Annotated in this window: 21 protein-coding genes; 7 read left to right on the top strand and 14 right to left on the bottom strand. The window is 75.0% G+C overall.

The genetic code is table 11. The features are described 5' to 3' along the window. Positions 1 to 2: 2 nt before the first annotated feature. Both ACF068_RS09470 and ACF068_RS09475 read left to right on the top strand, forming a co-directional pair. Positions 3 to 731 (top strand): class I SAM-dependent methyltransferase, encoded by a 729-nt coding sequence (locus ACF068_RS09470; protein WP_392273592.1) that lies wholly within the window; start codon positions 3 to 5, stop codon positions 729 to 731. A gap of 163 nt (positions 732 to 894) precedes the next feature. Next, the gene (locus tag ACF068_RS09475) at positions 895 to 2,409 is read left to right on the top strand and encodes a DUF6056 family protein (protein ID WP_392273593.1); all 1,515 of its coding nucleotides are present in this window, start codon (positions 895 to 897) and stop codon (positions 2,407 to 2,409) included. On the opposite strand, the gene ACF068_RS09480 is transcribed toward ACF068_RS09475, so the two are convergent. From ACF068_RS09480 to ACF068_RS09490, 3 genes are all read right to left on the bottom strand, one after another. Then, on the bottom strand, positions 2,384 to 2,851 hold the full coding sequence (locus ACF068_RS09480) for a GtrA family protein (RefSeq protein ID WP_392273594.1): 468 nt from the start codon (positions 2,849 to 2,851) through the stop codon (positions 2,384 to 2,386). The two genes, ACF068_RS09475 and ACF068_RS09480, sit on opposite strands and share 26 nt — an antisense overlap. Before the next feature lie 10 nt (positions 2,852 to 2,861). Further along, positions 2,862 to 3,848, bottom strand: a complete 987-nt coding sequence (locus tag ACF068_RS09485; protein WP_392273595.1) for a glycosyltransferase family 2 protein — start codon at positions 3,846 to 3,848, stop codon at positions 2,862 to 2,864. Positions 3,849 to 4,101: 253 nt separating this feature from the next. Next, complete coding sequence (locus ACF068_RS09490; RefSeq protein WP_392273596.1) at positions 4,102 to 4,290, bottom strand: DUF2795 domain-containing protein; 189 nt, start codon at positions 4,288 to 4,290, stop codon at positions 4,102 to 4,104. A 285-nt stretch (positions 4,291 to 4,575) separates the two neighbouring features. Here ACF068_RS09490 and ACF068_RS09495 point away from each other — a divergent pair, with 285 nt between their 5' ends. Next, the gene (locus ACF068_RS09495; protein ID WP_392273597.1) at positions 4,576 to 4,881 is read left to right on the top strand and encodes a DUF5133 domain-containing protein; all 306 of its coding nucleotides are present in this window, start codon (positions 4,576 to 4,578) and stop codon (positions 4,879 to 4,881) included. Positions 4,882 to 5,173: 292 nt separating this feature from the next. Here the strand turns inward: ACF068_RS09495 and ACF068_RS09500 are convergent, their stop codons facing one another. Next, positions 5,174 to 6,106, bottom strand: a complete 933-nt coding sequence (locus ACF068_RS09500) for a MurR/RpiR family transcriptional regulator (protein ID WP_392273598.1) — start codon at positions 6,104 to 6,106, stop codon at positions 5,174 to 5,176. Between the two features lie 173 nt (positions 6,107 to 6,279). Here ACF068_RS09500 and ACF068_RS09505 point away from each other — a divergent pair, with 173 nt between their 5' ends. The 3 genes from ACF068_RS09505 to ACF068_RS09515 all read left to right on the top strand — a co-directional run bounded on the left by ACF068_RS09505 (position 6,280) and on the right by ACF068_RS09515 (position 12,377). Beyond that, positions 6,280 to 8,805, top strand: a complete 2,526-nt coding sequence (locus tag ACF068_RS09505; RefSeq protein WP_392273599.1) for a SpoIIE family protein phosphatase — start codon at positions 6,280 to 6,282, stop codon at positions 8,803 to 8,805. A 60-nt stretch (positions 8,806 to 8,865) separates the two neighbouring features. Continuing rightward, the gene (locus ACF068_RS09510) at positions 8,866 to 11,265 is read left to right on the top strand and encodes a SpoIIE family protein phosphatase (protein WP_392273600.1); all 2,400 of its coding nucleotides are present in this window, start codon (positions 8,866 to 8,868) and stop codon (positions 11,263 to 11,265) included. Between the two features lie 77 nt (positions 11,266 to 11,342). Then, positions 11,343 to 12,377 (top strand): DNA topoisomerase IB, encoded by a 1,035-nt coding sequence (locus ACF068_RS09515; RefSeq protein ID WP_392273601.1) that lies wholly within the window; start codon positions 11,343 to 11,345, stop codon positions 12,375 to 12,377. Here the strand turns inward: ACF068_RS09515 and ACF068_RS09520 are convergent, their stop codons facing one another. After that, positions 12,378 to 13,106: an SDR family oxidoreductase gene (locus tag ACF068_RS09520; protein WP_392273602.1), complete on the bottom strand. Its 729-nt coding sequence runs from the start codon at positions 13,104 to 13,106 to the stop codon at positions 12,378 to 12,380. It lies immediately after the preceding gene. 404 nt (positions 13,107 to 13,510) lie between these two features. Between ACF068_RS09520 and ACF068_RS09525 the strand changes: the two genes are divergently transcribed. Continuing rightward, a complete protein-coding gene (locus tag ACF068_RS09525) occupies positions 13,511 to 14,743 on the top strand; it encodes an MFS transporter (protein ID WP_392273858.1) in 1,233 nt (410 codons plus the stop codon). Between the two features lie 198 nt (positions 14,744 to 14,941). Here the strand turns inward: ACF068_RS09525 and rfaE2 are convergent, their stop codons facing one another. From rfaE2 to ACF068_RS09570, 9 genes are all read right to left on the bottom strand, one after another. Then, positions 14,942 to 16,342: a D-glycero-beta-D-manno-heptose 1-phosphate adenylyltransferase gene (gene rfaE2 / locus ACF068_RS09530; RefSeq protein ID WP_392273603.1), complete on the bottom strand. Its 1,401-nt coding sequence runs from the start codon at positions 16,340 to 16,342 to the stop codon at positions 14,942 to 14,944. Next, the gene (locus tag ACF068_RS09535) at positions 16,339 to 16,998 is read right to left on the bottom strand and encodes an SIS domain-containing protein (protein WP_392273604.1); all 660 of its coding nucleotides are present in this window, start codon (positions 16,996 to 16,998) and stop codon (positions 16,339 to 16,341) included. The genes rfaE2 and ACF068_RS09535 overlap by 4 nt, the downstream gene beginning before the upstream one ends. A gap of 79 nt (positions 16,999 to 17,077) precedes the next feature. Next, on the bottom strand, positions 17,078 to 18,562 hold the full coding sequence (locus ACF068_RS09540; RefSeq protein ID WP_392273605.1) for a glycosyltransferase: 1,485 nt from the start codon (positions 18,560 to 18,562) through the stop codon (positions 17,078 to 17,080). Beyond that, on the bottom strand, positions 18,559 to 19,524 hold the full coding sequence (locus ACF068_RS09545) for a glycosyltransferase (protein ID WP_392273606.1): 966 nt from the start codon (positions 19,522 to 19,524) through the stop codon (positions 18,559 to 18,561). The genes ACF068_RS09540 and ACF068_RS09545 overlap by 4 nt, the downstream gene beginning before the upstream one ends. A gap of 22 nt (positions 19,525 to 19,546) precedes the next feature. Next, positions 19,547 to 21,214, bottom strand: a complete 1,668-nt coding sequence (locus tag ACF068_RS09550; RefSeq protein WP_392273607.1) for a carbamoyltransferase — start codon at positions 21,212 to 21,214, stop codon at positions 19,547 to 19,549. Between the two features lie 41 nt (positions 21,215 to 21,255). Continuing rightward, entirely contained in the window at positions 21,256 to 22,224 is a 969-nt protein-coding gene (locus tag ACF068_RS09555) for a UDP-glucuronic acid decarboxylase family protein (RefSeq protein ID WP_392273608.1), read from the bottom strand. Positions 22,225 to 22,457: 233 nt separating this feature from the next. Beyond that, a complete protein-coding gene (locus ACF068_RS09560) occupies positions 22,458 to 23,552 on the bottom strand; it encodes a glutamate--cysteine ligase (protein ID WP_392273609.1) in 1,095 nt (364 codons plus the stop codon). Positions 23,553 to 23,590: 38 nt separating this feature from the next. Continuing rightward, complete coding sequence (locus ACF068_RS09565) at positions 23,591 to 24,502, bottom strand: glycosyltransferase family 2 protein (RefSeq protein ID WP_392273610.1); 912 nt, start codon at positions 24,500 to 24,502, stop codon at positions 23,591 to 23,593. Then, the gene (locus ACF068_RS09570; RefSeq protein ID WP_392273611.1) at positions 24,499 to 25,446 is read right to left on the bottom strand and encodes a glycosyltransferase family 9 protein; all 948 of its coding nucleotides are present in this window, start codon (positions 25,444 to 25,446) and stop codon (positions 24,499 to 24,501) included. Before ACF068_RS09570 ends, ACF068_RS09565 begins: the two co-directional genes overlap by 4 nt. Between the last annotated feature and the right edge of the window lie 132 nt (positions 25,447 to 25,578).

A 25,578-nucleotide genomic window follows, 5' to 3' on the forward strand; every position in this document is an offset into this window, starting at 1 on the left:
GCATGTCCACCCCGCACGGCCCGACGCTCCGCGAACTCGCCACCCAGGCCCTCTCCTCCACCCGGACCGGCTACGACCTCCTGGCGCCGAAGTTCGACCACACCCCGTACCGCACCGCCGACCGCGTGCTGCGCGCCGTCGCCGACGCGGTACGGCCCCACGGGCCCTTCCGCGCCGGCCTCGACGTGTGCTGCGGCACCGGCGCCGGGGTGGGCGTCCTGCGCGAACTGTGCGACGAACGCGTCACCGGTGTCGACTTCAGCGCCGGCATGCTGGCCCACGCCCGCGCCACCCACGCGGCGGCACCCGGCGGGCCCGCACCCCAGTGGGTACGCGCCGACGCCCGCGCCCTGCCCTTCCGCGCCTCCTTCGACCTCGCCGTGAGCTTCGGCGCCTTCGGGCACTTCCTGCCCGCCGAGCGGCCCGGGCTCTTCGCCGGGGTGCACCGGGCGCTGCGCCCCGGCGGCCGGTTCGTGTTCCCGCTCCCGGCCCCGCCCGAGGTCGGCTCCCGCCCCTACTGGGAACTGTGGGCGTTCGACGCGGCCATGCGGCTGCGCAACCTGCTGTGGCGGCCCCGTTTCGTCATGTACTACCGCACCTTCCGGCTCACCGACGTCGTGGAGCAGCTCACCCGCACCGGCTTCACGGTGGAACTGGCCCCGCTGGAGGAGTTCGGCCGCAGGTCCGACGGGGCGCCCTCCTGCCGGCTGGTGACCGCGCTGCGGGCGTGAGCCGCCCGGGTGCCGCCCGGTTGCGGCCGCCCGCGACAGCCGGTCGAGTGGGAGACCCACCCGCGATCCGCCGGATCCGGCACGGCACGCGGACAACGGCACCGGCCCGAATCACCTCTTCGGTGTCGTACCAGTGGTTTCCCCGAGAGGCAGTGAAGAAGACATGGCCGTCGGCGCATCGAGTGTCACCGTCCCCCCGGACCCGGGCGACGACCCCGGGTCCGGGCCCGCCGGGGGTGACGGCGACCCGCGCGGGTCGCGCACCTCCGGGTGGCCGGCGGCCCTCGCCCTGCTGCCCCTGGGCCTGCTGGCCGCGGCCGCCTGGCTCGGCCGGTACGTCCGGCCCAGCGCCGACGAGTGGTGCTTCCTGCCCGCCGTGCGCGACGACGGTATCTCCGGCTTGATCGGGAAGTTCTACTTCACCGACAACGGGCGGATCGGCAACGGACTGCTCGTCGGGCTGTACGCGAAATTCCCCGTCGCCGGGCACCAGTGGTACGGCCTCGTCAGCGGCGTGCTCGTGCTGGGGCTGCTGTGGGGGCTGACCGTGCTCCTGCCGCGCCGGGCCGGCCTGCGCCTCCCGCGCGGGGTGCCGCTGCTCGTCGCCGCCATGATCACGGCGGTGTTCCTGTTCGCCACGCCCAACACGTACAAGACCTTCTACTGGCCCGCCGCGTCCGTCTCGCACACCCTCGCCCCGGTGCTCGCCTGCGCGGCCGTGCTCCCACTGCTGCGCGCCCGCGGCCGGCGCGGGCGGGCCGCCGCGCTCGGGGTGGTCCTCCTGGCGGGCGTCTTCATGGGGACCCTGTCCGAAGAGGCGTCCGTGGTGGCCCTGGTGGTGCTGTCGGGCGCCGTCCTGTTCGCCGGCCGGCTCTTCACCGCGCGGTTCGTGCCGTACGTCCGCGCCTGGTCCCTGACCGGGATGGCCGGCGTCGCCGTCGGCACCGTGGTCCTGGTGACGTCCCCCGGGTCGCGCAACCGGCGCGAGCGGTTCGGCGCGGAGACCACCTCCATGCTCGCCCCCGAATCGCTGGCCGCCTCGCTGCGGGCCTTCGTCCGCATCCTGGAGACCGTCCTGACGACCTGGCAGTACACGGGCGCCGTCGCCGCCGGGGTCCTGCTGGGCCTGCTGGCGTCCCGGGGCCCCGTGCCCGGCGGGCGGCGGGTGCTGCTGCCGTGCCGGCCGCTGCTGCTGACGGGCCTCGGCACGGCGGCGTTCCTGATCTCCGGCTACCTGTGCACCGTCATCACCTACCCGGTCTTCGGGGCCAGGGTGGTGACCTCGGAGCGCACCTGGAACGACTACCTGCTGCTGTTCGTGCTGCTGCTGACCGGCGCGGGCGCCCTGCTGGGACGGGCGCTGCGGCTGCGCGGGGTGCGCACCGGCGCGGTCGCCGGGCTGGCCGCCGCCGTGTGCGCGGTGACGGTACTCGGCCTGGCCGTGCCGCTGTACGAGCTCGGCGGGGACATGCGCGTACGGGCGCAGAAGTGGGACCGCCAGGACCGGTGGCTGCGGGAGCGGGCGGCCGCGGGCGCCCGGGTGCTGCCGTACAAGCCGGTCTCCGTGAGCGGGATGCTGGAGCCGTTCAGTGCCAACGGCACCCGGGCGTGGCCCGCGCGGTGCGTGGCCGACTACTACCACCTGGACAAGGTCACTCGCGGGACGCGCCTTCCCTGACCGGCTCCGCGGGCGGCCGCCGCGACCCGGACCGGCGGGTGGCGGCCGCCCCGGAGGTGATGGCCCAGCGGGCGAGGACGAAGGACAGCGGGGTGACGAGGAGCCCGGCGGCCACGGCGGCGAGGTTCTCGTCCATCCCGAGCCGGCTCACCGCGAGGTGCAGCAGGATCCCGCTGCCCACGACGTTGGCCGCGCCCGACAGGGGGTAGCGGGCGAACGCCCGCCAGGTCGGCCGGGTGCGGACGGTGACGTACGAGTTGAGCAGGAAGGAGCCGACGACGCTCACCGCGTACCCGATGACGTGCGCGGTCAGGTAGGGCAGCCAGACGTTGAGGGTGGCGTACACCCCGTAGTAGACGGCCGTGTTGGCGAGTCCGATCACGGCGAAGGTGGCGAACTGGCGGACGGCGGGGGCGCGCAGGGCGGCGGCGACGGATCTCATGGAGCGGTCCTCACGGCCTGGGCCGGGCCCGTCCCGCCGGCTCCAGCGTGGCGTCCGTGCCGCGGCCGAGGGTCGCCGAGCGCTCGGTCTCCCGCACCACGTAGTGCGGGCGGCGCTTGGCCTCGTGGTAGATCCGGCCCACGTACTCCCCGATGACCCCGAGCGTGGCGAGCTGGATGCCGCTGAGTGCCACGACGGCGGTGATGAGGGTGGCGTAGCCGGGCGTCTCCACACCGTCGAGGAGCACGTTGGCGATGATCCACAGGGCGTAGACCAGGGCGGACAGGAACAGCCACAGACCGGTGTGGATGGCCAGGCGCAGCGGCCGGGTGTTGAACGACAGCAGCCCGTCGATGCCGTAGTCCAGCAGCCGTCTGCCGCCCCACTTGGAGCGGCCGGCGGCCCGTTCGACGTTCTCGTAGCGGAAGCTGACCGTGTCGAACCCGATCCAGGAGAACAGTCCCTTGGAGAAACGATTGCTCTCGGGGAGCGACAGGAGCGAGTCCACCGCGCGGCGCGACAGCAGCCGGAAGTCGCCCGCCCCGTCGGCGATCTCGACGTCCATGAAGCGGCGCACCAGGCGGTAGTAGGCGTGGCTGAGCGCGGTCCGCACGGCGCCCTCGCCCGTGCGGTCGCGCTGGGCGATCACCTGGTCGTAGCCGTGCCGGTGCAGCTCCAGCATGCGGGGGAGGAGCTCGGGCGGGTGCTGGAGGTCGGCGTCCATGAGGACCACCACCTCGCCCCGGGACATGCGCATACCGGCGAGCAGCGCGGACTCCTTGCCGAAGTTCCGGCTGAAGGACGTGTAGCGCACCCGCCGGTCGGCCGCCGCGAGGACTCGCAGCCGCTCCACGGTCCCGTCGCCGCTGCCGTCGTCGACGTAACAGACCTCGTAGGTCACGCCGGTCGGCTCCAGGGCGGCCGTCAGGGCGGTGTGGAAGGCGTCGATCACCTCGCTCTCGTCGAAGCACGGGACGACGACCGACATGTGGACCATGGGCTGCTCACTCCATGCACTGGTGTGCGGGCGGCGTCCGGGAGTTCGGGCCGCCGTCCAAGGAGGATGGCCGGGGGACCGCCGGGGTTGCCTCGGCCGGGCGGCGGACTTCGCCGTGTCCAGCCAGTGGAGCGCGGTGACGGCCGGGCCACAGCCCCACGCGGTCCACTCGGGTGAGGGCGTGCGTCCGCCCCGCCACCCGGAATCGGGGGACGGGGCGGACGGGACTCGGCGGGACGCGGAGCCCGTGGGGTCAGCCCTTGCCGACCTCCTTGTTGACGGCGGCGGGCGATTCGTACTGCTTGTCGGGAAGGGAGTCCAGGGCCTTCATGACCTCTTGGCCCGCCTTGTGCTTCGACGCCTGGTCGACGATCTCCTCCTTCGACGCCGGGTAGTTGACGCCGCCGAGGGCCTTCTGCATTTCGATGGGGTTCACAGCCATGGTCGAGGGGTACCCCCGGCCGATCGGCCGGTACCGGGGCCGAAGTCCATGTCACGACAATGGAGCAGAAGCGCTTTTCCTCCCCTTTCTCCCCACGCAGCGCGGATCCGTCACGGTTGCATCACAATGTCGTGTGAGGACCGGAGAGCGCGGGCACATCCATGTGCGGGAGGGCGACCCGGTCCGGGGACCGGCGCATCGCCCGGTCCCGGGGAGGCCGGCCCGGAGAAGGCATCGGCGTCCCCTCTCTCCTTGCTTCGTGGCGTGGGAAAGGCAGGTACGTTCATGCTGTTGGCGCATCCCGCAGTGCTTCGTGAGCTCGTAGCCCGTTACGAATCCCTGTGCACCGCCTCCCAGGAGATGGCCCTCGCGCCCGACCTGAAACGACGGCTCGACGATGTCACGTACACGCTCTGCGTGACCACCGGGACGCGGCACCTGGACCAAGCGCTGGCGGCGGCACGCGCCAGGCTGGCCGCCACGACCACGGCGTCGGCCGCCACCGCCGGCGTCACCACCGCGTCGGTCGCCTCCGCGGTCACGGCGGTCCCGGCGACCGCGGTCGCCGCCGCCGCGGTCACCGTCACCTGACGGGAAGACTTTCGGCGGCCCCGGCCCAGGGGTTGACCGGGGCCGCCACGGGTGTCCGCGGGGAGTGCGGAGCGCCCGGTCAAAACACCAGGGGGCGACGCGAGGAGGGAGCGTCGTCACGCCGGTGTTCTGTCCCGTTCCCCGGGTCGTTGCACCGGGGTGTCCGAGCAGTAAATATATTTACCGTCGAGTAAGCAAGTGCATGAAAAATTTCATGCGCTGCCGACGTATGAAAACGTCTGAAAACGCCCTGGTGGGAGCTGTGAGAAGCGTCTCGCGCGACCGGAAGACGTCAGTCGTCGAGGAAGAAGTTGTGCTGCTCCGCGGCCTGCTCGTACCCCTCCAGCCGCAACTGGGTCCGCTCCGGGTTGGCGTCCGCCATCGCCTGGAGCACCGCGGCCGACAGAACGCCCGGCGCCGCGTACGAGTCGAAGACCAGCCGTGAGCCCGTCCCGGCCGTCAGCGTCACATCGGCCTCCTCCACCAGCGGCCCCAGCGTCAGATCCGTGATCAGAGCGATGCGCAGCCCCGTACGGCGCGCCGCCCGCATCGCCGACAGCGTCTCGTGGGCGTGCCTCGGCATCGCGAACGCCAGCACCCATGTCCCGCCCGCCTCCCGGGACTGCAACAGCGCGTCGTACGCGACGCTCCCGCCCCGGGTCACCAGCCGCACGTCCGGATGGATCCGGCGCGCCGCGTACGCGAAGTACTCCGCCAGCGACACCGAGATGCGCAGACCGAGCACCGTCAAGGGCACGGAAGTCGCCAACTCCCGGCCCACGTCGAGGATCTGCCCGGGATCGGCCACCAGGCGGCGCAGGTGCTCCAGGTTCTCGATCTCCGCGTCGATCGCGGCCTGCAACTCGTTGCGGCGGATCTCCTCCCGCGTGTCCGGCGTACCCGCCACCGCGCTGAGCGCGATGGGCTGCAACGCCTCCCGCAGCGCCGGGAACCCGCTGTACCCCAGCGACGTCGCGAACCGCGTCACCGACGGCTGGCTGACCCCCACCCGCTCGGCGAGGTCCGTGATCGACAGGAACGCCGCCTCGGTGAGGTGGTCGATCATGTACTGGGCGATCCGGCGCTGGGCGGGGGACAGCCGGTGGCCGCCGAACAGCGCCATGACCCGGTCCAGGGGAACCGAGGGGGCCGACTCCTCCGTGGAGCCCGGCTTGCCCGGCGTGATCGCGGCCGCCTGCGCGCGAGCCTGCTGCCCTGATGGCACCGGTGTGCCTCCTTCTTGTCCCGATTGCGCTCAACATAGCTCAACGCGCCCCACCGCTCCCCGGCCACCGATGTGCGCGACGCGGCCGCTCGGGAGCATGCTGGCTGTGTGCCCCGGCACCGCCCGCGACGGGCACGGGCCGCCGGGCACCCCCCGCTGAGTGAGGCCGGGACATGCCAGGGACACCGCACGACAACGGCACCGCGCACGACAACGGCACCGCGAAAGCCGAGGGGCCGCCGGACGCGCTGGTCCGGGAACTCGCCTGCGCCACGGTGGACGCCGTCGAGTCCACCGGCGCCTTCGCGGGCGGCGTCTACCTGCGGCCCGGCACGCCGGGACTCCTGCGCCTGGCCGCCATGGCCGGGCTGCCCGCCCTGCTGTTCCACCCCTGGTGGCGCATGCACATCAACCGCCCCTTCCCGGTGGCCGAGTCCTACCGCTCCGGCCAGGGCGTCCACCTCGCCGACGCGGAGGAGGCCATGCGCCGCTTCCCCCAGCTCATGGCGGGGCTCCCGTACCCGTTCGGATCGCTGTACGAGCCCGTCGGGGAGGGCCGGGAGCGGTTCGGCGTCCTCGTCGTGCTCCGCGCGGCCACCCCCGGCCGCCCCGTCGACCCCGGCGACCGGCGCCGCATGCGTGACGCCGCGCACCGCCTCGGCACCCGGCTGGCCCACCTCGCGGACCGGGGCACCCCCGTGGTCTGGGACGACCCGCCCGTCAGCGTCCAGCTCCCCGCCCGGACCACCCCGCCCGTGCGGACCGCCCACCTCGACGGGGACCCCGCCACCGGCGCGCTCACCCCGGACGACACGCTCACCACGATCCTCGCCGCCACCCCCACCACCCCCACGGCCCCCGCGGGCGGCCCCCACGCCGGCCCCGCCGGCCCCGCCCGGCTCGACGGGTTCGCCGGAATGCTGGCGCCCGAGGACAGGTACGGGGTGTGGGCCCTCGCCCGGCAGGTCGCCGGGGCGGACGGGCCGGTGAGCCGGCGCATCTGGCTGCGGGCCGGCGACGGCCGCCCCTGCCTCCTGGAGCTGACCGGCGGGGCGGGGCACCTGCACGGGGCGCTGGTCGACCCCGGGGCCGGGCCGGTCGTCGCCGCCGCGACCGACCGGCTGCCCAGGGGAGTGGTCTCCCTGGACCGGCTCGGGCGGATCGTGTTCGTCAGCCGCAGCGGGGAGACCCTCCTCGGCCGGCCGGGACCCGAGCTCGTCGGCCGCCCCCTGTGGGAAGCCCTGCCCTGGTTCGGCAAGCCCTCCTACGAGGACCACTTCCGGGCCGCCCTGCTGTCCGACGAACCCGTCCACTTCCTGGCCCGCCGCGACCCCGACGGCTGGCTCACCGTCTCCCTCTACCCCGGCCACGAAGGCCTCACCGTCACCTTCGCCACCGCCGACCGCCCGGCCTACGCCCCCGGCTCCGTCGTCTCGCCGGGTGCCGGACTCGGCTCCCCGGCCGACCGGGCGTCCATGCTCTACCGCCCCGTCGCCCTCGCCATCGCCCTCACCGAGGCCGTCACCGCCCGGCAGGTGTCCGCCGTCGTCACGGACGAACTGCTGCCCGCGTTCGGCGGCCGCCAGCTCGCCATCTACCTCCTCGGCGAGCGCCAGCTCCGCCTCGCCTGGGAGACCGGCTTCCCGCAGGGCTTCCTCGACCGCTTCGACGGCGTCGGGCTCGACGCCCGGCTCCCCGGCGTGGAGACCCTCACCACCGGCCGGCCCATATTCTTCGAGTCCATGGAGCGGCTGGCGGCCGCGTACCCCGGCATCCCCCTGGACGCGCACGTCGGCGCCCGGGCGTTCCTGCCCCTGATCGCCTCCGGCCGCCCGGTCGGCTCCTGCATCCTCGGCTTCGACCGGCCCCGCGGCTTCAGCCCCGAGGAACGCACCGTCCTCACCGCCCTCGCCGGACTGATCGCCCAGGCCCTCGAACGCGCCCGTCGCTACGACTCCGAAGCCGCCCTGGCCCGCGGCCTCCAGGACGCCCTGCTGCCGCACAGCCTGCCCGAACTCCAGGACGTCGAGACCGCCGGCCGCTACCTCCCCGGCACCCGGGACATGGAGGTCGGCGGCGACTGGTACGACGTCATCGACACCGGCGCGGGCGTCGCCCTGATCATCGGTGACGTCCAGGGGCACGGCGTCGCCGCCGCCGCCACCATGGGCCAGTTGCGCAGCGCCGTACGGGCCTTCGCCCTCGCCGGACACGACCCGGAGGAGGTGATGAGCGGCACCAACCGGCTGCTCATCGACCTCGACCCGGGACAGTTCGCCACCTGCTGCTACGTCGTCCTGGACCCCGCGACCGGGCGCACCCGCGCCGTCCGTGCCGGGCACCTCCAGCCGCTGCTGCGTCACCCGGACGGCACAACGGAGGTCCTCGACCTGGCCGGCGGCGTGGTCCTCGGCATCGACCCCCGGGCCGGCTACCCGGTCACCGAGCTGCGGCTCGCGCCCGGAGACCTCCTCGCGCTGTTCACCGACGGGCTCGTCGAACAGCCCGGCACCGACATCGACGAGGGCATCGAGCGGCTGCGCAGCGCCCTCTCCCGCGTCGGCACCCGCACACTCGCCGAGACCGCCGAGCGGCTCATCCACGAGGCCATGCCCGAGGCCGACCGGTCCGACGACATCGCCCTGCTCCTCGCCGCCCGCACGGCCGGCGGCCGTCCCCGGCCGCACCCCACGGAATGATCGCGGTTGTGCCGGACGGAGCGCCGACCGACCATGAGGAGACGTGAGGAGGCAGGTGCCATGAGCGCGGTGTACGCGGCCGAGGGTGCCGACTTCCGCGGCCCCCTCGACGTCACGAAGGCGGCCACGGCCGTCCTCGACGCCGACGGAACGGTCATCGGCTGGGGACCGGCGGCCCACGCCCTGCTGGGCTACCCGCCGCAGGAAGCGGTGGGCCGCCCCATCGGCTCCCTCATCGTGGACCGCCCGGGCGGGTACCACCTCGCCACCCCGCTCCCCGGCGCGGCCCGGGCCCGGTACCAGATCCTCCACATGCGCCGCCGGGACGGCCACATCACCCGGGTGGCCACCGCCACCCTCCCGCTGTCCCACGAAGGCCCCGGACCCGCCCGGCTGCTCGCGGTGGCCGACGCCGACGAGACCGAACGCTGGGAAGCCCTCCAGTCCATGCTCCGCGGCCTGGCCACCCAGTCACCCGTCGGCCTCGCCATCTACGACACCGACCTCCGGGTCGTGTGGACCAACCACGCCCTCTACCGCGAGATGGGCACCTCCCAGTACGCGGGGCTCGGCCCCGACGACATGGTCGCCCAGGGCGAGATCCTCTCCGACGGCTACCCCGGCACCCTGGAAGAGACCATGCGCCGGGTCCTCGCCACCGGCGAACCCGTCATCGAACTCCACTACAGCGGACGGCCACCCGCCGACCCCGAGCACGACCACGTCTGGTCCTGCTCCTACTACCGGCTCCAGGACGCGGACGGCCGGTCCCTGGGCGTCTGCGAGGAGACGGTCGACATCACCGACCGCTACCTCGCCCAGCAGCGCCTGGACCTCCTCGTCCGGGCCGGCGGCCGCGTCGGCACGTCCCTGGACATGACCCGCACCGCACAGGAGCTCTCGGCCGTCGCCGTACCGCAGTTCGCCGACGGCATCACCGTCGACCTCGTCGACGTCGTCCTGCAAGGCGACCAGCCGCCCCCCGGAACCACCACCGCCGGGCGGGTCGTCCGCGTCTGGGAAGGGACCAGGGGAAGCCCCGGCGCCACCGCCCGCCCCGCCGGTACGCCCCGGCCGGTCGACCACCCGCCGCACTCCGTCCAGGCCCGCTGCCTGGCCGCCGGGCACCCCGTGATCGACACGCCGGACCCGCGCGAGGACGGGGCGCGCTCCCTCCTCGCCGTCCCGCTGCGCACCGAGGGCGCGCCCCTGGGCGTGGTCACCTTCTGCCGCGACCGGCACCCCGACCCGTTCGCCTCCGGCGACCTCCCCCTCGCCGACGAACTCGTCGCCCGCGCGGCCGTCTGCATCGACAACGCCCGCCGCTACACCCGCGAGCACGCCGCCGCACTCACCCTCCAGCGCAGCCTGCTGCCCCGTCACCTGCCCCGCCTGACCGGCGTCGACGTCGCCCACCGGTACCTGCCGGCCGACAGCCGGGCCGGCGTCGGCGGCGACTGGTACGACGTCATCGCCCTGTCCGGCACCCGCGTCGGCCTCGTCGTCGGCGACGTCGTCGGTCACGGCGTGCCCGCCGCCGCCACCATGGGCCGGCTGCGCACCAGCGTCCGCGCCCTCGCCCGGCTGGACCTCCCGCCCGACGAACTCCTCACCCGCCTGGACGAACTCATCACCCAGGACGCCCACGAACAAGCCGCCGTCCGGACCGGCGGCGACGACGCCGCCCTCGGCGTGACCTGCCTGTACGCCGTGTACGACCCCGTCACCGGACGGTGCAGCATGGCCAGCGCCGGCAGCCCCCCGCCGTCCGTCGTCGACCCCCTCACCGGACGGACCAGCCACCCGGACGTCCCGGCCGGCCCGCCCCTCGGCCTCGGCGGACTGCCGTTCGAGAGCATCGAGTTCGACCTCCCCGAGGGCAGCCTCATGGCCCTGTTCACCGACGGGCTCGTCCAGGGCCGGGGCCGGGACCGCGACGCCGAACTCGACGCCCTGCACACCGTGCTCGCCGACCACCGCCGCCCCCTCGACGACCTGTGCGACCGGATCGTCGGCACCCTGCTGCCCGGCCCCGTCGGCGACGACGCCGCCCTCCTCCTCGTCCGCACCCGCACCCTCGACAGCCACGAAGTGGCCGCCTGGGACCTGGCCGGCGAACCCGAAGCGGTCGGCCGGGCCCGCTCGCTGGCCACCGGACAGGTCGACGCCTGGGGACTGGACGGCGAACTGTCCTTCACCACCGAGCTCGTGGTCAGCGAACTCGTCACCAACGCCATCCGCTACGCCTCCGGACCCGTCCAGCTCCGGCTCATCCGCGACCGCACCCTCATCTGCGAGGTCTCCGACACCGGCCACACCTCACCCCACCTGCGCCGCGCCGGCAGCGACGACGAGGGCGGCCGGGGACTGTTCCTCGTCGCCCAGATGACCCAGCAGTGGGGCACCCGCTACACCCCCACCGGCAAGACCATCTGGGCCGAACAGCCCATCCCGCCCTGACCCATCGCCTCCTCGGTTTGCCACCGGGTCCGGCCGGATACCCGCAACGGCCCCGGCGTCGTGACGAGGAGGACCCGTTGCGCCTGTCCCACAGCCGCCCGACCGACCCGGGCCACACCCGCGTCCGCCACGGACGCGGGTTCCGCTACCTCGACCCCGCCGGACAGCCCCTCCGTGACCCGGCCGAACTCGCCCGGATCAAAGGCCTGGTCATCCCGCCCGCCTGGCGGGACGTCTGGATCTGCGCCCGCGCCAACGGCCACCTCCAGGCCGTCGGCACCGACACCGCCGGCCGCCGCCAGTACCTCTACCACCCGCGGTTCCGCGCCGAACAGGAACAGGCCAAGCACGAGCACGTCCTCGACGTCGCCGAACGGCTCCCCGCCCTGCGGGAGTCCGTCGAGGCGCACCTCGGCGACCGCGGACCGACCCGGAGGCGCGTCCTCGCCACCGCCGTACGCCTGCTCGACCTCGGCTTCTTCCGCATCGGCAGCGACCGTTACGCCGAACTCAACAACAGCTACGGCCTCACCACCCTGCTGCGCGACCACTCCTGCTGCCAGGGCGGCGCCGTCCTGTTCACCTACACCGGCAAACACGGCCGGGAGATCGTCCAGACCGTCGCCGACCCCGCCTCCTGCCGCACCCTCACCGCCCTGCTGCGCCGCCGCGGCGGCGGCAACCGGCTCCTCGCCTACTGGGAGCGGCCCGCGTGGCGGGACGTGACCGGCGAGGACGTCAACGCCTACCTCAAGGAAATCGCCGGCCTGGAGATCACCGCCAAGGACTTCCGCACCTGGCACGCAACCGTCATGGCCTCCGTCGCCCTCGCCGTCTCCCAGTCCGTCGCCCGCAGCGAGAGCGCCCGCAAGCGCGCCATCGCCCGCGCCTGCCGGGAGGTCTCCGGCTACCTCGGCAACACCCCCGCCGTCTGCCGCGCGTCCTACATCAACCCGCGCGTGATCGAGCTGTACGAGGAGGGCGTCACCGTCGCCCGCGCCCTGCCGCACCTCGGCGACGAGGGCCCGTACGGCGTCCCCGCCACCCAGGGCCCCGCCGAACGGGCCGTCCTGCGCATGCTCAGGACCGGCCGCGAACCCGACGTCGTCTGATCACGGCCAGGACGGCTCCTTGCGCGGCACCACCACCAGCTCCGACACCGCGCTGCCCACCGGCACCGACAGCGCGTACAGCACCGTGTCCGCGACGACGTCCGGGCTCTGGAGCATCGACACGTCGGCGTCCGGGAACCGCTCCAGGATGAACGGTGTCTCCATGCCGCCCGCGATGATCCCCGTCACCCCGATCCCCGGGCAGTCCCGCTGCGCCTCCTTGAACAACGTGTGCGTGAACGCCCGCAGCCCCGACTTGGCCGCCGAATAGGGTCCCGCCTCGGTCCAGGTGCGGTTCGACGCGGTCGACAGGATGTTCACGATGTGGCCGCCACCCCGGGCGATCATCCGCCGGTACGTCTCCAGACACAGGTACACCGGGCCCAGCAGGTTGGTGGTGACCACCCGGGTCACCTCCTCCGCCGTCAGATGCTCGATCGGCTTGGACACGTCCACGGCCGCGTTGTTCACCAGCACGTCCACCGCCTGGCCGTCCCGCTCCAGCTCCCGGTAGACCTCCGCGACCGCCCGCGCGTCCGTCACGTCCAGCTCCACGAACCGCGCGTCCCGCCCCTCCTGGGCCAGCTCGTCGCACAGCTCCCGAGCCTGCTCCTTGCGCACGTCCGCGACCAGCACCGACGCCCCCGCGCCGGCCAGCCTCCGGGTGATCGAGGCGCCCAGTCCGCGCGCCCCACCGGTCACCAGCGCCTGCCTGCCCGAAAGATCCATGCTCTTCGCACCTCCGCCTCGTCGTACCTGACCACCACTGTGGCCTGCGCCACTACGCTCGGCATGCCGGACGGTCACTGTGAGCAAGCACACCAGAAGTGTCGAAAGCCCAGCTCAGCCCCCGCAGCAGGCCCCCGCCACCCCGTGCCCGCGCCGCCCCCCACCACCCCCGCACCGGCCCTTCTGCCACCATGGGCGACGCTGCGGGACCGCCTCTGACGAGGCGCGCGGCAGCAGACAGATCCGGTGGACCGGCCGTGCGGAGCAGCACGTGGCCTCCCTTCCGCCTGATTCCGCCATCCGAGTCCACCGGCTCGTCACCCCCGTAACTCACCGTGCCTCCTTCCTCCATGCCCTCCGCCCGTGCCGACCGCTCGCCGTGGCGCTCCCTGAAGTACCGCAGCATGCGCTGGTGGTCCGTCGCGAACCTGGTGTCCAACGCCGGTACGTGGATGCAGCTCACCGTGCAGAACCTGCTGGTCCTCCAGATCACCGGATCCGCCGCCGCCACCGGCCTGTCGCTGTCCGTCCAGGCCGCGCCCGGACTGCTGATGGGCGTCGCCGGCGGCGCCGCCGTCGACCGCTGGCCCCGCAAGCTCACCGCCGCCGTCAGCCAGGCGCTGCTCGGCGCGGTCGCCTTCACCACCGCCCTGCTCGTCGCCTTCGACCAGCTCGGCCTGGGCGTCCTCCTGGCGCTCGCCGCCGTCACCGGCCTCATCGCCACCATCGACGGACCGGCCTGCGCCCTGCTGGGCAACGACCTGGTCCGCGCCGAGGACGTGCCGTCCGCCATCGGCGTCGGCTCCCTCGTCAGCAACGCGGGACGCCTCGCCGGCACCGGACTGGCGGGCCTCGCCGTCGGCGTCTTCGGCACGGCGGCCGCGTACGCGGCGAACGGACTGTCCTTCCTGTTCGTCGCCGCTGTCATCCCCTTCCTGCGCCCCGTCGCCGGAGCCGTCACCACCGCGGCGCCCACCGCGAAGCGCGACGACCCCGACATGACCGTCCGCGAAGGCCTGCGCTTCTTCGCCCGCCGCCCCCGCCTGGTCGCCCTGGCCGGCATCACCGGCATCAGCGCGATCTTCGGCCGGAACTACGGGCTCACCCTCGCCGTCCTGGTCACCGGCCCGCTCGCCGGCGGCGCCGGCGCCTTCGGCACGGTCTCCACCGTCCTCGCCGTCGGCGGCATCGTCGGCGCGGTCCTCGGCGCGCGGCTGCGCAAGCCCTCCGTGCGCCTGGTCGGCACCCTGGCGGCCGCGGGCGCCCTGCTCCAGGCCGTCGCCGGGCTCGCGCCCTCGCTGGCCGTGCTCCTGGTGCTGGTGCTGCCGATGGCCGTCGCCGAGTCCGTCTCCGACACCGCCGGGACGACCGTCCTCCAGACCGACCCGCCGGCCGAGATGCGCGGCCGGGTGCTCGGTGTGTGGGGCAGCATCAAGACCGTCTGGGGCTTCGCGGGCCCGCCGGCGCTGGGCCTGATGATGGAGCTCGCGGGAGCGCGGGGCGCGCTGGTGACGGGCGGCCTGCTCATCGCGGGCGCGATCGGGGCGGGGCATCTGCTGCGGCGGCGCGGGGTGTCGGAGCCGGTGCTGCTGCGGCCGGAGCCGGCGGGGCTGCCGGCGCTCTCCACCGCGGCCTGAGCCCGCCCGGCCCGCGCCACCCCACCCGCGCCCGGGCGCACCGGGAGGCGCACCGCCCCGGGGGGAACGGGGAAGGGGCGCCGCCCCGGGTTCCGTTGTACCCACCCGTTCCGCCCTGCGGAACGCATGCCCACAACGGGGGCGCCGCGGGAGCGGGGGTGGGCAATGCCCCCGCGGAACGCATGCCCACAACGGGGGTCAACGGCCCGGGGGGCGGATCGGGGCGGCGGCCTGGGCGGCGCGGCGCGCCAGGAGCGTCGTCGAGCGGCCGTCCAGGTACGGCAGGACCACCGCCTGGCCGCCCCACCCGCGCAGCACCTCCGCTTCCGGCAGGTCCTCCGCCGAGTAGTCGCCGCCCTTGACCCACACGTCCGGCCGCAGCCGGGTCAGCAGCTCCGACGGAGTGTCCCCGTCGAAGACGGCCACCGCGTCCACGCTGCCCAGGCCCGCCAGCACCCGCACCCGGTCGGCCAGCGGGTTCAGGGGCCGGCCGGGCCCCTTCAGCCGTTCCACGGACTCGTCGGAGTTGACGCACACGATGAGGCAGTCGCCGATCCGGCGCGCGCTCTCCATCAGGCCCACGTGCCCGGCGTGCAGCAGGTCGAAGCAGCCACCGGTCGCCACCACCGTGCCGCCCCGGGCCCGCACCTGCTCGGCGAGCACGAACGGATCGGTCTCCGGCACTTCCCGGGGCGCGGACGGGGGCGGCGCGCTCCACAGCGACCGGTTGCCCGCGCCGCCCGCCGCGACGAACGCGGCCGCCTCGGCCACGGCCCGCTGCACGGCCTCCTCCGGCAGGGCGCCGTCCGCGAGCGCGGCGGCCGCCGCGGCGGCGAAGCAGTCACCGGCACCGCACGCGTCGCCGTGCGCGCGGTACGGCGCCGGCACCAGCATGGGGGTCGCGGCGCCCGGCTTGGTGAGCAGCACCCCGCGCTCGCCGAGGGTGACGGCCACGGTGGCGACCTTCCAGCGTTCGGCCAGCTCGGCGCCCCGTTCCGCGAAGGCGCGCAGCGAGTCGCCGTCACCGCGGCACAGCGCCATGGTCTCGGCGGCGTTCGGGGTGACGATCCGCGCGCCCGGTACGGGCACGTCGCCCTTGAGGTGCGGGTCCCACACGACGGGGACCTTGGGCGCGACGGCCGCCAGGTGCTCCCGTACCGCGCTGGCGGTGTGCCGCCCGTAATCGGCGACGAGTACGGCGTGGGCCTGCGCGAGGGTGTCCCGCACGGCGGCGTCCGGCTCGCCGGGGTCACCGCCGCCGCGGTCGATCCGCACCAGGGGGCGGCCGCCGGCGAGGACCCGCGTCTTCACCGGCAGGGTGCCGTTCAGCGGCAGTTCCACCAGCCGCACGCGGCCGCGCAGCCCGCGCCGCACGGCGTCGCTGGCGGGGTCGTCGCCGAGCGCGGTCACCAGGACCACGTCCCGCCCGCCGCGCGTGGCGAGGGCGGCCGCGAGTCCGGCGCCGCCGGGGCGCCGCTGGTCGCCGGTGACGTCGACGACCGGCGCCGGGGCGTCCGGGGCGAGCCGGGTGGACACGCCTTCGATGTCCTCGTCCAGCAGGACGTCGCCCACCACGACCAGGGGCTTGTACGCGCTCATGACATCCTCCGCCGGGCCGCGAGGGGCGCCGCCGCGCCCGCCGCACGAGTGGGCCGTACCGCCGCCGCGGCGAGCGCGGCGTCGAAGAACTCGCACACCAGGTGCACGGCGACGAGATGGGTCTCCTGGACCGTCGCGGTCGAGTCGGCGTCGACGCAGCACGCCTCGTCGGCGGCCTCCGCCAGCGGGTTGGGGCGCGGGCCGGTCAGCGCCCAGACCCGCAGCCCCGCCTGCCGCGCGGTGACGGCCGCCGCGATCAGGTTGGCGCTGTGCCCCGAGGTGGACAGCAGCACCAGCACGTCACCGGGCCGGCCGTGCGCGGCGACCTGCCGCGCGTACACCTGGTCGAACCCGTAGTCGTTGCCGATGGCCGTCACGCTGGACGTCTCGGCGTGCAGGGAGATGGCCGAGAAGGCGGGGCGTTCCCGCTGGTAGCGGCCGACCAGTTCGGCGGTCAGGTGCTGGGCCTGGGCGGCGCTGCCGCCGTTCCCGGCGGCCAGCAGGCGGCCGCCCACCGGCAGGACGGCCGCGAGGTGACCGCCCCACTCGGCGATCCGGTCCATGTTCCGTCGCCGGAAGGTGCCGAGGGCGTCCTGGAGCGCCCGGCAGTGTGCGTGCGCCGCTTCGAGGGTGGGGGGAGCGAGGGGATCGGGCATGGCGTTCGGGCTGCCGCGTCCCGGGGGACGGCGACGGGGCCCGCACCTCCTTCGGACTTCGTCGTTCCGGTGGACCGGGTCAGGCCACGCCCGTGACGGCGGGCCGGGCGGCGAGCACCGCGGCGTACTCCTTCTCGGTGGCGGCGGCGACCCGCGCCCAGCCGTACCGGCTCAGCACCCTGCGGCGGCCGGCCGCCCCGCACGCCGCCCGCAGCGCGGGGTCGGCGAGCAGTTCCCCCACCGCGCGGGCCAGCGCGTCGGGGTCCCGGGGCGGCACGAGCCGCCCGGTGGCCGGATCGTCCACGGTGTCGAGCTGCCCGCCCACCGCGCTGGCCACGACGGGCCGTCCGCAGGCCATGGCCTCCAGCGGCACGATGCCGAACGGCTCGTAGTCCCCGGGGCACAGCACCACGTCCGCGCTGCGCAGCAGCGGCGCCACGTCCTCGGGCGGTACGCCGCCGGTGAAGCGGACCCGGCCGGCGACCCCGGCCAGCCGGGCGACCTCCCGCAGCCGGCGCACCTCCGGGTCGTCGTCGAGCCGGGCGGCGGGAGGGCCTCCGACGACGAGCAGTTCGGTGTCGGGCAGCCGGGTAAGGGCCGTGATGGACACGGCGGCGCCCTTGCGGGGGACCAGCCGGCCGAGCTGGAGCAGCCGGTACCGCCGGCCGCCGGCCCGGTCGGCGGCCGGGCCGTCCGGGCGGAACTCCTCGGGGTCCACGCCGCACGGCACCACGCCCACCTTCCCGGCGGGGACGCGCATGCGGCTCAGCTCGAACACCTCGTCGTGGCAGGTGGCGATGACCCGGTCGCAGCCCAGTCCCACCTCCCGCTCGTGGGCGATGCGCTCCGGCGGGCTGGTGTCGGCGTGCTTCTGGTGGCGCCGCTTGACCGTTCCCAGCGCGTGGTACGTGTGCAGGAACGGCAGCCGCGCCTCCCGGGTGGCCCGCAGCGAGGCCACGCCGGACATCCAGAAGTGGGAGTGCACCAGGTCGGGCGGACCGGACCGCCACTCCGTCGCCATCCACCGGCCGAACTCCGCCATGTACGGCAGGAGTTCGTCCTTGGGCAGGGGCTCCGGCGGCCCGGCGGGCACATGCAGCACCTCCACGCCGGGGCGCAGCATCACCCGTTCGGGGAGGTCCGGGGCGTCACGGCGGGTGTACACGGTGACCCGGTGGCCGCGGTCGGCCAGGGCCCCGGCGAGGCGGGCGACATGCACGTTCTGGCCCCCCGCGTCGACGCCGCCCAGGACGGCGAGCGGGCTGGCGTGCTCGGAGACCAGCGCGATCGACAGCCCGGAGCCGCCACCACCGGCGAACCCGCCGGCACCCAAGGCCCCGGCCCGTACCACGACCCCGGCACCCACGGCCAGGTCCCCGCCCCCCGCCCCGGCCTCCAGAGCCTCCGCCCCCGTCTCCAGGGCGTCGGCCTCCAGGGCCTCCGCCTCGGCCTCAAGCGCCTCCGCCTCCAGCGCCTCGGCCTCGGCGTCCACGTCGTCGACACCGTCCGCGCGACGGTGGTCCGGCCGGTCGGGGCCGGTGTCCAGGGGGTCCAGGGATGTCATGAGCGCACCTCCGTCATCACGCGCTCCCAGTCGTCCAGGAAGCGTTTGAGCCCGTACCGTTCGAGCGCCGCCTGCCGGGCCCGCGCCCCGTCCTCGGCGGCCGCCTCCGGCTCGCCGAGGTAGTGGCGGGCGGCCCGGGCGAGCACCTCGGGCCGGGTCGACAGCGTTCCGGCGCCCGCGGGGACGGCCTCGATCGCCTCGGTGGTGGCCAGCGCCACCACCGGCATGCCCAGGTGCATGGCCTCCAGCAGCGACAGGCCCAGCGACGTCCAGCGGACGGGGTGCAGGTACAGCCGCCGCTCCGCCATCGCCGCGTGCAGTGCGGACTGCGGGAGGTCGGCGGTGCGGCACCGCTCCTCGGGGAGCCCCAGGTGCTCGGCGAGGCCTTCCGTACGCATGCCGAACACGTCCAGCGGCGCCGCCTCGGACAGCGCGGGCAGCAGGTCCGTACCGGTGTGACGGCCGCGCCGCACCGGTTCGTTGACCACCACGGCGGCCCGGGCGAGGCGTCCGGTGTACAGGTGGCCCGGGTCGACGATGCCGTGCTCGACGACCTCGGTGCGCGTCGACCCGTTGTCCCAGAACAGCCGGTTGAAGTGGGTGACGTGGACCAGCGTCAGGTCGTCACGGTCGGCACACGGGTGCCGGGTGCCGGGCACGTCCCCGTCGGGAGCGTTGTGCTCCAGGTACACGGCCGGCACGTCCCGGCCCGGCCGGCGGCCGCCCAGCCAGCGCTCGGCCAGGTCGAGCTCGTGCGGGCGCTGGAGGACCACCAGGTCCACCGGGGCGTCCCGGAGCCCCTCCGGGGTGACCTCCCGGACCGAGTCCGGCCAGGTGAAGGTGCGCGCCCGGCCCAGCCCGTCGGGGCAGCGGTCGGGGGTGACCGGTACCAGGTAGGTGTGGGGCCCCTGGACGAACGCCGTCGTCCAGGACCCGTGCACGTGCCACAGCAGGATGTTCATGACCCGTCTCCTCCCGTCCCCGTCACCGGGACGCGTCGTCGGTGTCGTCGGAGCGGAAGAAGTCCCCGCGCCGCACCGCGTACGGGCCGATGGCCAGCAGATCGACGGGCGACGAGCCGAAGCACTCCAGGGCGTCCCGCGGGTCGTCCACCATGGGGCGGCCGGCCGTGTTGAGGCTGGTGTTGACCACCACCGGCAGTCCGGTACGCCGCTCGAACTCCGTCAGCATCCGCGCCACCAGCGGCTCCGCCTGCCGGTCCACCGTCTGGATGCGGGCCGTCCCGTCGACGTGCACCACGGCCGGGATGCGCTCCCGCCACTCGGGCGCCACGTCGTGCACGAACAGCATGTACGGGCTCGGCACCACCCCGTCGAAGATCTCCGCCGCCCGGTCCGCGAGCACCATCGGCGCCACCGGGCGGAACTGCTCCCGTCCCTTGACGTCGTTGAGCCGCTCCAGGTTGCCCGCGTGCCCCGGGTGCGCCAGCAGCGAGCGGTGCCCCAGCGCCCTCGGCCCGAACTCCGAACGTCCCTGGAACCAGGCCACGATCGCGTTGTCCGCCAGGGCCTCGGCCACCGTCTCCGCGATGTCGGCCGGCCGGTCGAACGGCACCGCCGCCGTCTTCAGCCAGGCGCCCAGCTCGGCGTCCGACCAGTCCCGCCCCAGGTCGGCGCCCCGCATCGGGTCCGGGTCGTCCCCGCCGCCCGCGGCGAGCAGCAACGCCCCGCCCAGTGCCGTACCGGCGTCACCGGCGGCGGGCTGCACCCACACCCGGTCGAACGGCCCCTCCCGCGCGATCCGCGCGTTGGCCACGCAGTTGAGGGCCACGCCCCCGGCGAGGGTCAGCAGACGGTCGTGGGTCTGGCCGTGCAGCCAGCGCACCAGGTCCAGCAGCGTCTCCTCCAGTACGGCCTGCGCGCCGGCGGCGATGTCGGCGTGGTCCTGGGTCCACGCCTCGTCCGGGCGGCGGCGCGGGCACAGCTCCGCCCACGGCACCCCCGCCGCGTGGAACCCGCCGTCGCCGGTGGGGTACACGTACCGCCGCAGCTCCGGCAGCATCCGGGGCCGGCCGTGCGAGGCGAGGGCCATCACCTTGAACTCGTCGGAGGAGCGCAGGAACCCCAGGTGGTCGGTCAGCTCCTCGTAGACCAGGCCCAGCGAGTGCGGCAGGTCCTGTGCGTACAGCGCCTCCAGCCGGTCGTGGACCCGGCGTGCCGCGAGGTGGGAGGCGCGCTCGCCCCGCCCGTCGAGCACCAGCACCGAGGAGGTGCCGGCATCCTCGGCGGCGAACGCGCCGGACGCGGCGTGCGCCATGTGGTGCGGTACGAAGCGGACGATCTCCGGGTCCAGCCCCGGGAGCGCGGCTCTGAGGAAGCCGGGCGCCTCCCGTGCGTAGGTCAGCCGCAGGTGGTCCCACGGGTCGTCCAGGCCCATCTCGGCGGCGGGCCGGGCGAGCCCCGGGTCGAAGGAGTACGCCACCGCGTCCAGGTCCTGGGGGCGCAGTCCCGCCCGCTTCAGGCACCAGGCGGCGGCCTGTTCGGGCAGTTCCCAGGCGGAGAACGGCACCGGCCGCTTGCCGTGCTTGCGGCGGGAGAACCGCTCCTCCTCCGCGGCGGCGACGGTCCGGCCGTCGATGACCAGCGCGGCGGCGGGGTCGTGGAAGAGGGCGTTGATTCCGAGGATGCGCATGGGGAGCCAGGCCTTTCGGCGAGTCGGGGGGCGGGGCGTCGTCAGGAACGGGCGTCCGCGCGGTCGCGGAACCAGGCGATGGTGCGCCGCAGGCCCTCTTCGGCGTCGACGCGCGGCTCCCAGCCGAGCTTGTCGCGGGCCAGGGTGATGTCCGGGCAGCGCACGGCCGGGTCGTCCGTCGGCCGCTCGATGAAGCGGATCTCCGAGTCGGAGCCGGTGAGCCGGATGACGAGCCGGGCCAGTTCCAGCATGGTGATCTCGGTCGGGTTGCCGATGTTCACCGGGCCGCGCAGCCCGTGGGCCGCCGCGGCGAGGATGCCGCGTACGGTGTCGTCGATGTAGCACAGCGACCGGGTCTGGAGCCCGTCGCCGGTGACCGTGAGGGGCTCGCCGGCCAGCGCCTGGCGTACGAAGGTGGGGACGGCCCGCCCGTCGTGGCCGCGCATCCGCGGACCGTAGGTGTTGAACAGCCGGACGATGCCGGCGTCCGTGCCGTGCACCTCGGCCTCCGCCGTGGTGAGCGCCTCGCCGAACCGCTTGGCCTCGTCGTAGACGCTGCGCGGGCCGACCGGGTTGACGTTGCCCCAGTACCGCTCGTTCTGCGGGTGCTGCTGCGGGTCGCCGTACACCTCGGAGGTGGAGGCGAGCAGGAACCGGGCCTCGGAGCGGTGGGCGAGTTCCAGGGCGTGGCGGGTGCCGAGGCTCCCGGCGTCCAGCGTGTGCAGCGGGAGACGGAGGTAGTCGGCGGGCGACGCGGGCGACGCGAAGTGCAGCACCAGGTCCGGCGGGCGCTCCACGGAGAACGGCTCGGAGACGTTCGCCTCGACGAGCGTGAAGTCGGGACGGTCCAGCAGGCCGGATATGTTCTCCGGCCGGCCGGTGCTGAAGTCGTCGACGCACGTGACGGCGGTGCCCGAGTCCAGCAGGGCGTGGCACAGGTGCGAACCGACGAAGCCGGCGCCACCGGTGACGACGGCATGCTCCCAACTGCGCGAGAAAGCGGTGTTCATTCGGTCTCCTCCGGACGGGTGCGAACCGCGAACGGCGGGCGAGTGCCCTGTGCACCTGCGACCAGGCTGGGCCGAACGAGGGCGGGGGGCGCGGTGGTGGGAGCCGTTCGAGTGGTCACCCGCGGTGACCCCGCCGGCCCCCCGCCCCCACCCGTGCCGCCGCCCCGCGCGCGGACGGCGCCGCGCCGGCGGCCGACCGGGTGAAGGTCCGTCGCCGGCGCGGCCGCGGCCCGTCAGGGGGCGACGGTCTCCGTGGTGATCAGTTCGGCGAGGGCCGGCAGCCCGCCCTCCTCCAGGGCGCGGCGCTGCTGGTCGGCCGGGGTGCCGTGCTGGAGGAGCCGGTGGACCAGGGAGGTGACCTCCCGGGTGTCCCCGGCCTCGTCGATTGCGGGCGTGACATGGTCGAGCAGCATGACCAGCACGTCACCGGCCCGGCGCGCCCTGCCCTCGGGGTCGACCAGCAGTCCGCTGAGGCCGTGCCGGGCGGCGTGCCAGTTCGACGCCTGGAGCAGCTCCGGCGGGCACTCCGGCAGCGGCAGGCCCGCCTTCTCGTCCCGGATGGCCGTGGCGACCAGGCCGCGGACGAGCCCGGCGAACATGACCGCCGCGTCGGCCCGTAGCTGCACGTCCGCGCAGCGCACCTCGACGGTCGGGTACTTGTCGGACAGCCGGGCCTGCCAGTAGAGCTGACCGGTGTCGGTGATGATCCCGGTGTCCAGCAGCGTCCGGACGCGCCGCTCGTGGTCGTCGAGCGACGTGAAGCACGGCGGCGGCCCGCTCACCGGCCACCGCCCGAAGATCACCGTGCGCCAGCTTGCGAAACCGGTGTCCTTGCCGTCCCACAGCGGGGAGTTCGCCGACATGGCCACCAGGATCGGCAGCCACACCCGGATCCGGCTCAGCACGGCGACGCCCATCTCGCGGTCCGGCACCGCCGCGTGCACGTGCATCCCGTTGACGAGCTGCTCGGCCACGAGCTGCGGGGCCTGGGAGCGCATCGCGAGATACCGGGCCTTCTGGGTGACCGGCACCGGCGCCACCTCGCGGTACGGAGCGGTCGCGCAGGCGCCGATCCGGCAGCCGTTCTTCTCCGCCGCCGTACCGAGCGCGTGGCGCAGCCGCAGCAGGTGACCGCCGACCTCCTCCAGGTCCGTGCAGACGGGCGTGGCCACCTCCACCTGCGCCTGGAGCAGCTCGGACTGGACCTCCGCGTCCTCCACGATCGGCTCGAGCCCGGCCGCCGCACGGACCCGGTCCGCGAGCGGGACGGGCAGGCAGGTGTCCGGATCGAGCAGCAGGTACTCTTCCTCGACCCCAATGGTGATCATGTCGCCCCGGGTACCCTCCGAACGATCGGCTGAATCGGTCATGGCCGGCCCGCCCGGTGCCTCGCCCGTCCCGCTCGCGCGGCCGGTTCCTGGAGGTCCAGCCGGCGCGCCGCCTCCTCCACCCGCGCCGGCAGCGGCCGGCGGTCCCGCAGCGCCACCGGGAGGCGCCCCAGCAGGTCGCGCAGCGCCGCCCGCGCCTCCGGGTCCCGCCGGGCCCGCACGGCGATCGAGCGCGTCCGCCGCAGCGCCACGGCCAGCGGGCGGCGCAGCCACGCGGTGAGCGCCGCGTTGCGGAGCTGTACGGCGGCCCTGCCGGGCCGCGCCCCGCCGGCCGGGCTGTGGACGGCCACCACCTCGGGGGCGTGGCACACCCCCCAGCCGCGCGCCGCCAGGTCGTACGCCAGCAGCGTCTCCTCGCCGCCCACGAAGAAGATCGGGTGGTAGCCGCCCGCCTCCAGGTACGCCTCCCGCCGGGCCACGGCCGCGCAGGCGAGGAAACCCAGCACCGGCCGGCCGGGCAGGTCGGCGGCACCGTCGAGGGGCGAGGCGGCCAGCAGGGCGTTCAGCGGGTCGGGCGCGCCGTCCGGGCCCACGCGTACCCGGGCGGCGACCAGACCCAGCCGGGGGTGCTGGTCCAGCAGGTCGGCGGCGCGGGCCAGCGCCCCCGGTTCCCACCACGAGTCGTCGTCGCTGAACGCCACGTACGGGGTACGGGCCCGCCGGACCCCGGCGTTGCGGCCCTGCGCCCCGAGGTTGCGGCCCTGGCGCAGCACCGTCACCCCCGGGTGGCGCTCCGCCACGGCCCGCGGCGTGCCGTCGGTGGAGGCGTTGTCCACGACGACCACCGGTGGCCGCTCGGGCAGTGCGGCCAGGCGGTCCAGCGTTCCCAGCAGCAGCTCACGACGGTTGTGGGTGATCACCACGACGGTGGTGCGGCTGTCGGCGGTCACGGGGCTGCCACCTCCGGGTGGTCGAACAGGGCCTTCAGGACGTCCTCGGGCCCGATGCGCAGCAACTGGGGGTCCGGGTCCTGCCCGTGCGGATCACCGGGAGGCCCCGGGTGCCACAGCGCCACGTGCCGCGTACCCGGCGGCGGCCCCCACAATCGGGGAGGAACCGGTCCGAAAAGGGTGACCGACGGGGTGCCGTACGCCACGGCCAGATGCGCGATCCCGGTGTCGCCGCTCACCACGGCGGCCGCGCCCGCGAACAGCGCGCCGAGCCGGTCGAACGGCAGCCCGCCCCGGAAGACGTCCAGGCCCCCGTCCGGCGCCCCGCCGCCCGCCCCGGCGACGACCCGCTCCAGCAGCCCGTCCTCACCCGGCCCGCCGGTCAGCGCCACCCGGTGCCCGCGCCGCCGCAGCTCCCGCACCACCACCGCGTACCGCTCCGCCGGCCACCGCCGCGACCCGGAGTCGGCGCCCGGGTGCACGACGACCGCGCCGGGCGCGGGGGAGGCCGTGCCGGGGTCCGGCAGCCGCAGGTCGGTGGGGTCCGCGGGGACGCCGTACCACTCCAGCAGCCGGCACCAGCGTGCGCGCTCGTGCTCGTCGGCCGTCCACTCCGGCCCCGCGATCTCCGGCGTCCGCGCGTGCGCGAAGGCGAACAGCCGCCCCGGCCGCAGCCCTTGCAGCAGCCGGTGACTGGGCGGCCCGTTGCCGTGCAGGTCCACGGCCACGTCCGGCGGAGGCCCCTCCCAGTCGAGCCGCTCCGGTACGGCCCGGCCGGGCGCCGACGCCGGCAGCAGCCGGTCCACCGCCCCGGAGGCGGCGGCGGGCGCCGCCAGCGGCTCCGGCGCGGCGAGGACGATCTCGTACGCCGGGAACGCCCGCCGCAGCGCCCGCAGCGCCGGCACCCCGGCCAGCAGGTCGCCCAGCCCGAGCGCCCTGAGCACCAGCAGGCGCGGCGCTCCGTCGCGGCCGGCCCCCCGTGCCCGAGGGCCCGTCGCGGCCCGTGGACCCGGTCGCGGCCCCTCCGGGCCAGGCCCCTCCTCGCCGTACGGGGAAGCGGACGCGGGCATGGACGC

Source organism: Streptomyces sp. NPDC016309 (assembly GCF_043077235.1).
Taxonomy (GTDB): Bacteria; Actinomycetota; Actinomycetes; order Streptomycetales; family Streptomycetaceae; genus Streptomyces.